This window comes from Mesorhizobium sp. WSM4898 (genome assembly GCF_029625845.1).
In the GTDB taxonomy this organism is placed as follows: domain Bacteria; phylum Pseudomonadota; class Alphaproteobacteria; order Rhizobiales; family Rhizobiaceae; genus Mesorhizobium.
The window spans coordinates 962,925-976,254 of record NZ_JARTVQ010000002.1 but is presented as its reverse complement, the minus strand read 5'-3'; the positions used below and the strand labels follow the sequence as shown (position 1 = coordinate 976,254).

The following is a 13,330-nucleotide window of genomic DNA, read 5'->3' as shown; positions in this document are numbered from 1 at the left end:
ATGCATCGGCCGCGCGCAGCCGGTCGAGCGCGGCCGATGCATCGAAGGGGCCGATCTCGGCATTGGGCTTCTCGGCGGTAAAGGCGATGACGACCGGCACGCCGCTCGAGCCGGCGTCCGCAATCAGCCGCTCGGCGGTGGCGACGCGCTTGCCCCAGTCGGCGGCGCTTGCCCAGTCATTGTCGATGACCAGCGCGAGCGCCGAGCCCTCGGCCGGCAGCTTTTCGCGCGGATTGAAGATCGGCTCGGCGAGCGCGGTGACGACAAGGGCGGCCATCAGCAGGCGAAGCAGCGTCAGCCACCAGGGGCTTTGATGCGGCGTCTCCTCGCGCCTCAGGACGCGGGCGAGGATCCTCAGCGGCGGAAAGACCTCAGTCCGCGGCCTGGGTGGCGTCAGCCTCAGCAGGTACCAGATCACCGGCAGCGCCAGCAGCCCCCACAGCACCATCGGCGCGCCGAAGGAAAGCGGCAGCCAACTCATGCGACCGCCTTTCCGGCATCACCGCCCGCGGTCACCCCTGCATGACCGCCACCGGCGGTCAGCCCGGCATGACCCGAGGTCAGACCCGGACGGCTGCTGTCGGCGGTCATCGCCATGTGGACGCGCACGAGCGCCTCGGAGGCGAGGCGGTCGGTATGATTGACGGTAAAGCTCCAGCCGAGGCGCTTGCACCAGCCGGCCAGTTCCTGGCGGCGAGCGATATAGAGCAGGCGGTATTCGTCTTTAAGCGTTTCGGCGCGGCCGGCGGTCAGCTTGTCGCCGGTCTCGGGATCGGTGAATTCGGTGCGGCCGGCATAGGGGAAGGTGTCCTCGGCCGGGTCGGCGACCTCGATCAGATGCGCGCGCACGCCGTGACGGGCGAGCACGTCGAGCCAGGCCATGGTCTCCTCGACCGGATCGAGAAAGTCGCTGACGATGACGATGTCGCAGAAGCGGCGGATGGTGGAGAGATCGGGCTTAGCCGCCAGGTTGCCGGCATGGCTGAGCTGGGCCGCGATGCGTTCGGCGCCGTTGCGGGCGGTGAACGGGTCGGTGAGGCCCGGCCAGGCGATGCGCTCGCCGCTGCGCGACAGGAGCTCGGCCAACGCAAGCGCCAGCACCAGAGCGCGCGATTCCTTGGAAACGCCGGCTCCGGAGGATTTGTAGAGCATGGACGGCGAGGGATCCGACCAGAGCCAGACAGTATGGGCCGCCTCCCACTCGCGGTCGCGCACATAGGTGTGGTCGTCGCGGGCCGAGCGGCGCCAGTCGATGCGCGAGGCATCGCCTTCGACATAGGGGCGGAACTGCCAGAAATTCTCGCCGATGCCGCGCTTGCGGCGGCCATGCCAGCCGGCGATCACCGTGTTGACGATGCGGCGCGCCTCGACCAGCAGATCCGGCACCAGAGAGGCCCGCAACCGGCCACGGGCGAGCGCGTCGCGCGTCGCAACCGGTGCCTGGACCTCGCCTATTCGACCCATCAGATGCCTTTTGCCAGTTTCGCCACCACGTCGCGCACGGATGTGCCTTCGGCGCGGGCGGCGAAGGTCAGCGCCATGCGATGCTGCAGCACCGGCTCGGCGAGGGCACGGATGTCGTCGACCGACGGCGCCAGCCTGCCATCATATAGAGCGCGTGCTCGGGCGCACAGGGTCAGCGCCTGGCTGGCGCGCGGACCAGGACCCCAGGCGACATGCTTGTCGGTGTCGGCAATCCCCTGACCGGGACGAGCCGAGCGCACCAGCTTGAGGATCGCTTCGACGACGCTTTCAGGCACCGGCATGCGGCGGATCAGCGTCTGAATTTCCTTCAGCCTGGCTGGCTGCAGCACATTGTCGGCCTTGGCCTCCTCGACGCCGGTGGTTTCGAGCAGGATGCGGCGTTCGGCCTCGATCTCCGGATAGAGGATGTCGACCTGCATCAGGAAGCGATCGAGCTGCGCTTCCGGCAGCGGATAGGTGCCTTCCTGCTCCAGCGGGTTCTGCGTCGCCAGCACGTGGAAGGGCGAGGGCAGGTCGTGGCGAGCGCCGGCGATGGTGACGTGATATTCCTGCATCGCCTGCAGCAGCGCCGACTGGGTGCGCGGCGAGGCACGGTTGATCTCGTCGGCCATCAAAAGCTGCGAAAAGATAGGCCCGCGGAGGAAGCGGAAGGATCGTTTGCCAAGCTCATCCTGCTCCATGACTTCGGAGCCGAGGATGTCGGACGGCATCAGGTCGGGCGTGAACTGGATGCGGCGGGAATCGAGGCCGAGCACGATGCCCAGTGTCTCGACCAGCTTGGTCTTGGCGAGGCCTGGCACGCCGACGAGGAGAGCATGCCCGCCGGCAAGCAGCGCAACCAGCGTGCGCTCGACAACGGCTTCCTGGCCGAAGATCACGCGGCCTACGGCGTCGCGGACCTTGGAGATGTCGGACAGCGCCTTCTCGGCCTGCTCGATCATCGCCTTGTCGCTCAACGGGCTTTCCTTGATCATCACGCTCATGCCGTTCGATCCTTGTGGTTGGAAATACCGGCTTGCATTCTCGATTCGCAGAATGCCGCGATTCGGCCTCGCCCGGCGCCTGCGATTGAACTTAAATCACAGGCTTGGGCTGACAAGGCTGACAATCCGGACAACAGTGACTATTTCGTGACCATGACGCATCGCACAGAATCCGGTGAAAAGGGCCTGACCAGCGCCACCGAGGCGCGCGGGCTGGAGGCGCTGATCTCGCGCGCGGCGCGCGCCGGCAAGGGGCCGGCTCCGGTGGAGCGCTGGAATCCGGACTTCTGCGGCGACCTCGATATGGAGATCAGGGCCGACGGCACCTGGTTCTACCTCGGCACGCCGATCGGGCGCATGCCGCTGGTGCAGCTCTTTTCCAGCGTGTTGCGCAAGGACGCCGACGGCAAGACCTATCTGGTGACGCCGGTGGAGCGCGTCGGCATCCGCGTCGCCGACGCGCCCTTCATCGCCGTCGAGTTGAACGTGTCCGGGACCGGCGACGGCCAGGTCATCACGTTCCGCACCAATGTCGGGGACGTGGTTGCCGCCGGACCCGGCCATCCGCTGCGCTTCGTCGACGAGGACACCACCGGCGGGCTCAAGCCCTATGTGCTGGTGCGCGGGCGGCTGGAAGCCTTGGTGGCGCGGCCGGTGATGTACGAATTGGTCGAGCATGGAGAGGTGATCGACGTCGGCGGCAGGGCAATGTTCGCCGTCCGCTCCGGCGGCGAAGTCTATCCGATCATGCCGGCCGAAAAGCTCGATCGGCTAAGCGCGTGATGGACCAAGTGGCGCCGGTGCCGTTCTCGATCGCGGATTTTCGCGCCCGCGCAGCGGCGCAGGCCGAGGTCCAATCCGGCGACGAGTTCGGCGACCACCGCTTCAATCCAGGGCATCCCAGGCTGAAGCATGTAAAACCGCTGCGCGACGCCGCGGTGCTGATCCCGGTCATCGATCACGCCGACGGCGCCACGGTGCTGCTCACCAAGCGGGCGGAGAAGCTGCGCAGCCATTCCGGCCAGGTCGCCTTTCCCGGCGGCACCATCGATCCGACCGATCCCAGCCCTGAGGCCACAGCGCTGCGGGAGACATTCGAGGAGATCGGCCTCGACCGCGATCACATCGAAATTGTCGGCCGCATGCCCGATTATGTCTCCGGCAGCGGCTACCGCATCGTGCCGGTGCTTTCGGTGGTGCGGCCGGGCTTTTCGCTGATGCTCAACGCCGACGAGGTCGACGCCGCCTTCGAGGTGCCGCTGCGCTTCCTGATGGACCCTGTCAACCACGCGCGCGACAGCCGCATGTGGAACGACCTCGAATGGTTCTTCTACGAGATGCCCTATGACGGCCAGCGGATCTGGGGCGTCACCGCCGGCATCATCCGCACACTCTATGAAAGGCTCTATGCGTGAGCGCTGAGGTGTCTCTCTCGGGCAGGGCCGATTGGCTGGGCCAAAAGCATCTGCAGAAGCTGCTTGCCGCGCTGAAGGAGGGCGGCGAGGAGGCGCGGGTGGCCGGTGGAGCGGTGCGTAATGCGCTGATCGGCCAGCCGGTCGCCGACATTGACATTGCCACCACGACGGTGCCCGAGGACACGATCCGCCGCGCCCAGGCCGCCGGCTTCAAGACCGTGCCGACAGGGATCGAGCACGGCACCGTCACGGCAATCGCCGGCGGCAAGGCCTATGAGGTCACGACGCTCAGGGCCGACATCGAGACCGACGGTCGGCGGGCGAAAGTCATCTTCGGGCGCGACTGGAGGGCCGACGCCGCGCGGCGCGACTTCACCATCAATGCGCTTTATGCCGAAGCCGACGGCGCCATCGTCGACCTTGTCGGCGGCGTCGCCGATATCGAGGCGCGGCGGCTGCGCTTCATCGGCGATCCAGAAGCGCGCATCCGCGAGGATTATCTGCGTATCCTGCGTTTCTTTCGCTTCTTCGCCTGGTATGGCGACGGCCGGCCCGACGCCGAGGGCTTGAAGGCCTGCGCCAGGCTGAAGGACGGGCTCGGCAGGCTGTCAGCCGAACGCGTGTGGTCCGAACTGAAGAAGCTGCTTTCGGCGCCCGACCCATCGCGTGCCCTGCTGTGGATGCGCCAGGCCGGTGTCCTCACCGCCGTGCTGCCGGAGAGCGAGAAATGGGGCATCGACGCCATCCACGGGTTGGTCAGGACCGAAAAGGATCTCGGCTGGGATGCCGATCCGCTGCTCAGGCTGGAGGCCGTCGTTCCGCCGGATGCCGCGCGCATGAAGACGCTTGCCGAAAGGCTGAGATTTTCGACCGACGAGGGGGAGCGCCTGCGGCACTGGGCACAGACGGTTCCGCCTGAACCCAAGACGGCCGAGACGGAATTGTCGAAAAGGCTCTATTTCGGCGACCGCCAAGGCTTCGTCGATCGGCTGCGGCTCGCGCTCGCCGCCGCGCGGACAGGGGCCATCGAGGACGATCAGGCGATGATGGAAGCCGGCGGTTTCTCGCGCCTGCTCGGCTTCGCCTTGAAATGGCAAAAGCCGAGCTTTCCGATCAAGGGGGCCGACCTGACCGAACTCGGCGCCGCGCCCGGCCCGAAGCTTGGTGCCACGCTGAAGAATCTCGAAAGGGAATGGGTGGATTCAGCATTCGCCATGGATCGCGGCGCGCTGCTCAAACGCGCCGCGCAGGCACTCGAGGCTTAGATGAGTCCCTAAATCGTGGCGTCGCTCAGCGTATCGCCATCGGGGCCAGGGCACGCGAAAGGCTTGCCTCGCCCTTGCCGTAGACTGAGGGGTTGTAGTTGACCAGCGTGTCGGTGCGAGCCGTGTTGAGCAGGTCGTTGGTGATCTGAACCGGGGTCGCCTTGGTGAATTTGCTGCCGATGATTGCGGCATATCCGGAGACGATAGGCGCGGCGAACGATGTGCCGTAAAGGCCGGTCTTGTCGCCTTCGACGCCGACCACCAGGAAATGGCTCTGCACGGTCGGGTCGGAGCCGGCGTAATTGGAATACCAGGCAAGCTGAGCCTTGTTTGACGCCGTGCCGTTTGTGGACAGCGCGCCAACAAAGATCGCCGTCGGTTTGCCGATCAGAGCGAGATCGAGATAATCCTGCTGTCCGCTGGTGACGCCGCCGACCGCAACCGAATCGTTGCCAGCCGCTTTCGAGACGATGGCCGATCCCTTGCTGGCGTAGGAGATGATCGATTGCTCCTCCGGGGCCCAGCGGATCTGGTTCACGCTGTAACCCGCGTTCGCGTACATGCCGTAGCTGAGGTTGAGAACGTTGCGGCCACTTGCCAGCGGGACGGCCGAACCCGTCGAGAAGTCCTTGGAGCGGATGGTCGCCGCAGGAGCGATCATGCTTGCTTCCTCGCGCGTCCACTCTCCGTGTTGCTGATATTGCGTGCCGATGCCAAAATTGCCGGAGAAGCGCGATGAACTGCTGAAGTCGTCGACGATGGTGATGGTGACGCCCTTGCCCTTATAGCCAGCCGCCCACGCGGCGCCGACATCGGGACTCATCCAGCTCTGCACCGCTTGTGTCGTTCGCGCAACCGGTATCTTTGCGCTTACGCATATGGACCCGCCGCCGTGACACAGCGCGGCCGACTGGTCCGCGTCGAGAGCTTCCTGCGCCGACGCCAGGCATGCCGGCAGAATGGTCAGTGCCGCGGCAATGCCGAGCTTCCAGAAATTACCAGACATGGTCTTACTCCCGGTCAAAGCAGGAACGAGGACGGACGATCGCGAAGTTCGGGAGCAGGAAGATTTCTCATGCGCGGCATCCCGGCGATCAGAAGGTAACACGGTAGTTGAGCCACAGGCGCAGCCTTTCGGGCGTAGCGTTAACCAGATATTTCAGCGTGTCCTCAGGCGCCGTCTCCCCGGCCGCAAGCCGGCAGTTGACGCTGTAGGTGCCCAGATCCCCGTAGTCGGCCACGCATGGCTTTTCGCTCAGGTTGCCGCCGAAGGTCGAGGTAACCGAAAGGGAGAGAGTGCTGTTGAGGCTCGGATGGGTCTGGGTGAGAAAACCGAGCTTGAGGCTCGGCGCGATGCGGTACTTCTCGGCTTGTTCCCCGGTTCCCACTCCCCACAGAAAGCCGCTGTCTTCGGTAAGTTGCGTGATGAAGTCGACGTGCATGTCGACCCAATCGCTGTGGTACCAACGATTGAATGAGACCCAGCTCCCGTCCTGCAGCTCATAGCCGCCATTGCCGAGAGCTCTGGCGCGGTCGCTGAGCCATGACCCCTGGTGGATGTTCACGAGCGACGTGGTCATTTCCTGGGCCATCGACGGCGAGGCGCCAACGACTAGGCACAGCAACAGTGCGGCTGCGCCGAAACCGTCTCGTTTGTTGGATCTTTCGCGCATGCGCGAAGCACCTCGCCCCACCGGATCCAGACGCGCCTTGTGGCGGACGGCTCCTCGGGCAGCCGCGGTCCCCGGATCATGCGCGACGATCGCATGGAGACCGTTACCGCGGGGTTATCCAAGCCGGTACGAATATAAGTTTTTGCTTGAATTCGGCGAAGCCAAGCCGTTGCCAGCGATCAGACGCAAACGAAGCGAGATGCGCCGGATGCTGCATCCAACTCGCCGGCTTTGCCAATGGTCGTCCGAAAACGGTGACCCGATGCCTCAGGCCGCGTCGCGGACCTTTTGGATGCGCGAGCGGATCGCCTCGATCATGGTCTCGCGGATGGTGGTTTCGCCATGGGTTTCACGCATGTGCTCGACGGCGCGGCGCATGACCTCGGCTTCCTCCTCGGCGCGCGTGTGCCAATCGCAGCCCGGGACGAGTGTCCCGCATTGGAACTCCTTCATGGTTTTTCCTTTCCTAGGTCCGGAGCCCTGATTCCGCTCCTTGTTATCATGCAATTCCGCATGGAAAGCCGCATCGCATTTTCCTGAAATTGCCCCGGTGGAAAACCATAACACATGTCGCCGGCTTCGGTTGCATTGGAGCCGGTGGCGAATTGTTTTTTCACGGTCTCCGCGCGAAATCAAAGGCGGAGCATTGCTGCTCCGCCCGTTGCCACCTGGTTTCCGTGAAACGATGAACCGCACTGTCTTTTTGTTTTGACGCAATTCCGGCGGAAACCGCTTCAACGTTTCTGCAATTGCTGGCCGTGCAGGCCGTCACTTCATGATCTTGACAGCCTCGGCAATCTTGTTCTTGCCGCTCATATCCCAGGAAACGCGAACCTTCTCGCCCGGCTTTATGCCCGGATCCTTGAAGGCCTTGGACAGCGTGAAGGTCGATCCGTTGTCCAGAACAAGGCTCATGGCCGTTCCATCAAAGCTCTTCACTGTTCCCGTGGTGTGCTTGACCGCGGCGAACGCGGCGCCACCGGAGGCGAGAAAGGCGGCGGTTGCCGCCGTCACAATAAGCTTGCGCATAGGATGTTCTCCTGGGATGCGGGCACCATTGGGAAGGCACTCCGCTCGATCAGGGCCGTCCGGACGCGTCGGGTCGCGGCTCGTAGCAGTGACGAGCCGCCGGCGCTTCCCGACCCGGCACGTTAAATAGATCAATTTTTTCAAAAGGATATTAGACGAAAAAGAAATCGCCCCTGCCACATTGCCGGTCAAAATTCGGCGAATGGGACAGCAATGCGGCTGGCCTTCCGCTCACCGGATTTTTACGGCCACTTTACCTCGGGCGGCAGGCTGGAGAGGATCGAGGCGACATTGCCGCCGGTTTTCAGGCCGAAGATGGTGCCGCGATCGTGAAGCAAATTGAATTCGACGTAACGGCCGCGCCGGACGAGCTGTTCCTCGCGGTCGCCGTCGGTCCAGTTCTGGTTGAAATTGCCCCGCACCAGATGGGAATAGACGACGAGGAAAGAGCGGCCGACATCCTGGACGAAATTGAAATCGGCGTCCCAGCCGCCCTTGCCCTCATCGGAATGCAGCCAATCGAAAAAGATGCCGCCGATTCCTCGCGCCTCGTTGCGATGCGGCAGGAAGAAGTACTCGTCGCACCACGCCTTGAATTTCGGATAGTCGGCCACCCCGGCGTTCTTCTCGCAGGCGAACTGCATGGCGCGGTGGAAGGCGATCGTGTCGGGATCGTCCTGGGTACGGCGGCGGTCGAGCACCGGCGTCAGGTCGGCGCCGCCGCCGAACCAGTGGCGGGTGGTCACGACCATGCGTGTGTTCATATGTACGGCCGGAACGTTGGGGTTCCAGGGGTGCGCGATCAGCGAAACGCCGCTCGCCCAGAAGCGCGGATCCTCGTCGGCGCCCGGGATCTGCTTGCGGAATTCGGGAGAGAATTCGCCGTGGACGGTCGAGGTATGCACGCCGACCTTCTCGAAGACGCGGCCGCGCATCATCGACATGGTGCCGCCGCCACCTTTGCCGTCGTCGCGCTCCCACGGCGTCTGCTCGAAATGCCCGGGCGACCATGCCGATTGCGGTCCAGTGAGTTCCTGCTCGATCTGCTCGAAGGCGGCGCAGATGCGCTCGCGCAGCGCTTCGAACCAGAGGCGGGCCTTCATCTTCTTCTGCTCGATGTCGTCAGGCAGGCCCACCGCAATGTCGGGTCGTTCCAATTCCGTCTCCAGTCCAGGCTGCTTGCCCGACAAATGACTCGTTTTTTCTGCGCGCGATCCCTAATCTCTTAAGGGCAAGGGTCAAGTCCTGTCTGACCAAGGTGCAAGGAGTTTGCTCGTGCGCACCCCGGCAAGACCGCCGCTGGATGGCTTGAAGAAGAGGCTGGAGCGCTCACGGGCCGAGCGCGAAAGAGAGCCGCGCGACGGATTTTTGCGCGAGACTTTCGTGCTGCCGCGGCCGGCCGCGCGCCTCAAGGCCAAGGAATGGTTCGAGCGCTTTCCCAAGCAGGCCTATTGGACCGAGATCGAAAGCTGGTTCGAGCGCCCGGGCGACGTCATCGAATTCACCATGCGACGGCTGCCGGCGGCAGATTGAAAAATCCTCAGGGCACCAGTAGCCGTCTCGCTCCAGTTCCCTCTCTGGCCAGTCGGTCTTCCTTGTTCCGAAGCGGGCATTTGTCGATCGACATGCAACCGCAGCCGATGCAGTCGGTCAGGCCGTCGCGCAGCTTCTTCAATTGGGCGATCTTATGATCGAGGCCGTCGCGCCAAGCCGTTGAAAGCAGATTCCAATCCTCGCGCGTCGGGGTGCGGCCCTCGGGCAGGGAGTGGAATGCCGCGCCGATTTCGGCGAGCGAGATGCCGACCTCCTGGGCGACGCGGATGATCGCCACCCGTCGCAGCACGTCGCGGCCGTAGCGCCGTTGGTTACCCGCGGTGCGCTGGCTGCGGATCAGCCCGCGCGCTTCGTAAAAATGGAGCGCCGAGACCGCGACGCCACTGCGCATCGCCACCTGGCCGACCGTCAATTCCTTCACCGGAGCCATCTCGCACTTTCCGCTTGACCTCAAGTTAGGTTGAGCTTGTAGCGAGGAAAGCCTGACAAGGCAAATTGAGGAGAAGGCGATGTGCGCCTGGGTGAGACTGACGCCGCAAGTGGGAGGCGTTCGCGACGACGAGCAGGGCTTGAGCAGCCTATCCGAGCTGGCGGACCGCTTCGCCCGCGACCATCGCGACGGACAGCGCGACATTGATGCTGCGGGCGCCCGGCCGCATCGGAATGGTCAGTCGCGCATCCGCCGCCTGATGAACCTCTTCCGGCACGCCGGCGGATTCGCGGCCGAACAGAAGGACGTCGCCGGCGGCGAAAGCAAACCGCGTGTAGGCGGTCTCGGCCTTGGTGGTGAGCAGCACAAGGCGGCGCGCGTTCGTTCGGCGCCATTCCTCGAAGGCGTGCCAGTCGGCATGGCGGGCAAGCGCCGCCATTTCGAGATAGTCCATGCCGGCGCGTTTCAGCGCCCGATCGGAGAGCGGGAAACCGGCCGGCTCGATGATGTCGACGCCAAGATCAAGGCAGGCGGCGAAGCGCAGGATCGTCCCGGTATTGCCGGCGATATCCGGTTGGTAGAGCCCGATGCGGAGACGGTCGTTCATTTCCGCATCCTTCTAATAAGTGGCAGAACGGCCACAGGCGGCTCCGGCTTTTGGCGATTTCTAGACTGGCGGGTGGCCATTTTCTGCGAAGTCGAGTATACGCCCATCATCGTCAACCCGAACCGAAGGAGAGGGACCACATGATGACCATGCACTTCCAGCCCTTCTCCGGGCAGCTCCTCTTTGGGGCCCACGTATGCCCAACGGCGGTTTCGGTACGACGATTCTTCTGACACTTTAAGACCTCATCGCACCGATTCCCGCCGAACCCAGTTTTCGGCCTTCGAAGGAATCTTGCGATGTTTCTCAAACTGCCAAAGCGGCGCCCCGCCCCGCCTGAACGTGTCGACACCGACGCTGGCCGTCAGGTCGGGACTGACGCTTGCCGTCATGTCCTGACTGCGTCGCGTCCCTCCGGCCGAATGCCGGAGGTCGAGCTCGCATCACCCTTTTTAACGCATTTGCACATGGAGGACGGACCGATGTTCGATCCCTTTAAAATACCGGGTTCAAGAAGCTTGCATGAGCGCAAGGTGGCGACCTGGGCGCTGCTGATCGGCGAGACTTACTCGTCGGCGGTGCACGCCGAGACGCGCCGGCGTCCGCATCGCGGCATGCTGCCGGACGTCGACTTCTCGCGCGCGGTGCCCGATCCCGGTCGACCCTCGCTGGTGCGCCGGATCATCCGCATGGTCCGACCGGGCAAAACCAGGGCCGGCGACAGCTTGTCGTCAGGATCCTCTGGCAAGCCTGTCGGCGAAAAGCCCGCGACACCCTATATTGCGCGAAGCAGGGCCGGCGATACGAACAATTCCGTATCGCCGGCCCGCGGCGCCGTGCGGCCGGACGGCCTTACCAATCAACCCCGCGCCGCGTGAGCGCACAAATCGTCGAGTGCCTCGAATGTTCCGCTGGTTTGAGAAGAGGCTCGATCCGTTTCCCGCCGCGGAGCCGGTCGAGCCGCCGAAGACGCTGGTCGCCTTCTGCGTGCATTACACGCGCGGGGCCTGGCCCTATATCCTCGTCGATGCCGTGCTTGTGGCAGCGATAGCCCTTGCCGAAGCGTGGATGTTCGGTTTCATGGGCCGCATCGTCGACTGGCTGTCGGCGCAGAACCGCGAAACCTTCCTGGAGACGGAGCGCTGGAAACTCGCCGGCATGGCCTTCATCGTGCTGTTCGCGCTGCCGGGCACGGTATGGCTGCATTCGCTGCTCAACCAGCAGACGCTGATGGGCAATTATCCCATGCGCATCCGCTGGCAGGTGCATCGCTACCTGCTCAAGCAGTCGATGGCCTTCTACCAGGACGAGTTTGCCGGCCGTATCGCCACCAAGCTGATGCAGACCGCTCTTGCCGTGCGCGAATGCGTCATCAAGCTGATCGATGTCCTAAACTATGTCGTCGTCTACTTCCTCAGCATGCTGTTCATCGTCGGCTCGGCAGACTTGCGACTGGCTGTGCCCTTGGGTGTATGGCTGGTCGGCTATATCGGGCTCTTGCGCTTTTTCATCCCGAAGCTCGGCAAGGTCGGCGAGGAGCAGGCCAATGCGCGCTCGACCATGACCGGCCGCGTCGTCGACAGCTACACCAACATCCAGACGGTGAAGCTGTTTTCGCATGCCCGCCGCGAGGCAACTTTCGCCAGGGAGGGCATGGCGAGCTTCCTCGATACGGTCTACCGCTCGATGCGGCTGGTGACGCAGTTATACGGGATGCTCTACATCCTGAATTCGCTGCTTCTGTTTTCCGTGACGGCGATCTCGCTGTGGCTATGGCTGGGCGAGGCGGTGACGATCGGCGCAGTCGCCGTGGTTATCGGCCTGGTGCTCAGGATGTGGGGCATGTCGCAGTGGATCATGTGGGAGATGTCGAGCCTGTTCGAGAATATCGGCACGGTGCAAGACGGCATCCAGTCGATCTCGCTGCCGCGGCTGGTCGAGGACCGCCCGGGCGCCAGCGACATCGCCGTCAGTCAGGGCGAGATCCGTTTCGAGGAGATCCGCTTCCACTACGGCAAGCAGAAGGGCGTCATCGAGAACCTGTCGCTCACTGTGAAACCCGGCGAGAAGGTCGGCATCGTCGGCCGCTCCGGCGCCGGCAAGTCGACGCTGGTCAACCTGCTGCTGCGTTTTTACGACCTGGAAAGCGGCAGGATCCTCATCGATGGCCAGGAGATCGCCGGGGTAACGCAGGATTCGTTGCGCGCGCAGATCGGGATGGTGACGCAGGACACCTCACTGCTGCATCGGTCGGTGCGGGAGAATATCCTCTACGGGCGCCCTGACGCCACCGACGAGATGCTGATCGAGGCGGCCCGGCGGGCGGAGGCGCTCGATTTCATCGGCGCGCTTTCGGACCATAACGGCCGCAAGCGATTCGATGCACATGTCGGCGACCGCGGCGTCAAATTGTCCGGCGGTCAGCGGCAGCGCATCGCCATTGCCCGCGTCATGCTGAAGGACGCACCGATCCTCATCCTCGACGAGGCGACGTCGGCGCTCGATTCGGAAGCCGAGGCGGCGATCCAGGAGAACCTCTACAAGCTGATGCAAGGCAAGACCGTGATCGCCATCGCGCATCGGCTGTCGACCATCGCTGCGATGGACAGGCTCGTCGTCATGGACAAGGGGCGCATCATCGAGGAAGGCTCGCACGAAGAGCTTGTCACCAAGGGCGGCCTTTATGCCCAGCTCTGGCAGCGCCAGTCGGGTGGGTTCCTCCTCGATGATGCGCCAACTGAGTCAGATGCCAAAGGGTCTCACTCCGAGATGGCGGCGGAGTAACGCGATCGCGATTGGCATCAAGGTTACGGCAATTGCGGGGAATCGCTCCCGGGCGTAACCGCGACCTGTCAGAGGCCTGCCGGCGACCGGCGGGGTTCCGGCATC

General features: G+C 64.0%; 16 protein-coding genes. 6 read left to right on the top strand and 10 right to left on the bottom strand.

All coding sequences use genetic code 11. The features are described from left to right. From P9228_RS12190 to P9228_RS12180, 3 genes are all read right to left on the bottom strand, one after another. Positions 1-481 (bottom strand): BatA domain-containing protein (locus tag P9228_RS12190; RefSeq protein ID WP_278053613.1); only part of this gene is annotated, 481 nt, incomplete at its 3' end. Further along, positions 478-1,464 (bottom strand): DUF58 domain-containing protein, encoded by a 987-nt coding sequence (locus P9228_RS12185; protein ID WP_278053612.1) that lies wholly within the window; start codon positions 1,462-1,464, stop codon positions 478-480. The genes P9228_RS12190 and P9228_RS12185, both read right to left, overlap by 4 nt. Further along, positions 1,464-2,468, bottom strand: coding sequence for a MoxR family ATPase (locus P9228_RS12180; protein ID WP_066994299.1), 1,005 nt, complete (start codon positions 2,466-2,468; stop codon positions 1,464-1,466). Before P9228_RS12180 ends, P9228_RS12185 begins: the two co-directional genes overlap by 1 nt. Positions 2,469-2,621: 153 nt before the next feature. Here P9228_RS12180 and P9228_RS12175 point away from each other — a divergent pair, with 153 nt between their 5' ends. The 3 genes from P9228_RS12175 to P9228_RS12165 are packed head-to-tail and all read left to right on the top strand — an operon-like array spanning position 2,622 to position 5,148. Beyond that, a complete protein-coding gene (locus P9228_RS12175) occupies positions 2,622-3,251 on the top strand; it encodes a DUF1285 domain-containing protein (RefSeq protein WP_278053610.1) in 630 nt (209 codons plus the stop codon). Next, positions 3,251-3,883 carry a CoA pyrophosphatase gene (locus P9228_RS12170; RefSeq protein ID WP_278054063.1) on the top strand — a complete coding sequence of 211 codons (633 nt, stop codon included), beginning with the start codon at positions 3,251-3,253 and terminating at the stop codon, positions 3,881-3,883. Before P9228_RS12175 ends, P9228_RS12170 begins: the two co-directional genes overlap by 1 nt. Next, positions 3,880-5,148: a CCA tRNA nucleotidyltransferase gene (locus P9228_RS12165; protein ID WP_278053608.1), complete on the top strand. Its 1,269-nt coding sequence runs from the start codon at positions 3,880-3,882 to the stop codon at positions 5,146-5,148. Before P9228_RS12170 ends, P9228_RS12165 begins: the two co-directional genes overlap by 4 nt. Before the next feature lie 25 nt (positions 5,149-5,173). On the opposite strand, the gene P9228_RS12160 is transcribed toward P9228_RS12165, so the two are convergent. The 5 genes from P9228_RS12160 to hemF form a co-directional block, all read right to left on the bottom strand. Further along, the gene (locus tag P9228_RS12160; RefSeq protein WP_278053606.1) at positions 5,174-6,154 is read right to left on the bottom strand and encodes a S8/S53 family peptidase; all 981 of its coding nucleotides are present in this window, start codon (positions 6,152-6,154) and stop codon (positions 5,174-5,176) included. Positions 6,155-6,242: 88 nt separating this feature from the next. Next, on the bottom strand, positions 6,243-6,821 hold the full coding sequence (locus tag P9228_RS12155) for a hypothetical protein (protein WP_066994307.1): 579 nt from the start codon (positions 6,819-6,821) through the stop codon (positions 6,243-6,245). Between the two features lie 267 nt (positions 6,822-7,088). Next, the gene (locus P9228_RS12150; RefSeq protein WP_066994310.1) at positions 7,089-7,274 is read right to left on the bottom strand and encodes a DUF1059 domain-containing protein; all 186 of its coding nucleotides are present in this window, start codon (positions 7,272-7,274) and stop codon (positions 7,089-7,091) included. Positions 7,275-7,589: 315 nt separating this feature from the next. Further along, positions 7,590-7,850: a DUF1344 domain-containing protein gene (locus tag P9228_RS12145; protein WP_066994313.1), complete on the bottom strand. Its 261-nt coding sequence runs from the start codon at positions 7,848-7,850 to the stop codon at positions 7,590-7,592. Between the two features lie 242 nt (positions 7,851-8,092). Then, entirely contained in the window at positions 8,093-9,007 is a 915-nt protein-coding gene (gene hemF / locus P9228_RS12140; RefSeq protein ID WP_127240239.1) for an oxygen-dependent coproporphyrinogen oxidase, read from the bottom strand. A gap of 118 nt (positions 9,008-9,125) precedes the next feature. Between hemF and P9228_RS12135 the strand changes: the two genes are divergently transcribed. Continuing rightward, a complete protein-coding gene (locus P9228_RS12135) occupies positions 9,126-9,383 on the top strand; it encodes a hypothetical protein (protein ID WP_066994316.1) in 258 nt (85 codons plus the stop codon). A gap of 7 nt (positions 9,384-9,390) precedes the next feature. Here P9228_RS12135 and soxR read toward each other — a convergent pair whose 3' ends face one another. Next, positions 9,391-9,834 carry a redox-sensitive transcriptional activator SoxR gene (gene soxR, locus P9228_RS12130; protein ID WP_278053600.1) on the bottom strand — a complete coding sequence of 148 codons (444 nt, stop codon included), beginning with the start codon at positions 9,832-9,834 and terminating at the stop codon, positions 9,391-9,393. A gap of 148 nt (positions 9,835-9,982) precedes the next feature. Next, positions 9,983-10,441 carry a tRNA (cytidine(34)-2'-O)-methyltransferase gene (locus P9228_RS12125; RefSeq protein ID WP_127240241.1) on the bottom strand — a complete coding sequence of 153 codons (459 nt, stop codon included), beginning with the start codon at positions 10,439-10,441 and terminating at the stop codon, positions 9,983-9,985. 482 nt (positions 10,442-10,923) lie between these two features. Between P9228_RS12125 and P9228_RS12120 the strand changes: the two genes are divergently transcribed. Together P9228_RS12120 and P9228_RS12115 are read left to right on the top strand one after the other, a co-directional pair. Next, the gene (locus P9228_RS12120) at positions 10,924-11,319 is read left to right on the top strand and encodes a hypothetical protein (RefSeq protein WP_278053598.1); all 396 of its coding nucleotides are present in this window, start codon (positions 10,924-10,926) and stop codon (positions 11,317-11,319) included. Between the two features lie 25 nt (positions 11,320-11,344). After that, positions 11,345-13,225, top strand: coding sequence for an ABC transporter ATP-binding protein (locus P9228_RS12115; protein ID WP_278053597.1), 1,881 nt, complete (start codon positions 11,345-11,347; stop codon positions 13,223-13,225). Positions 13,226-13,330: the final 105 nt, after the last annotated feature.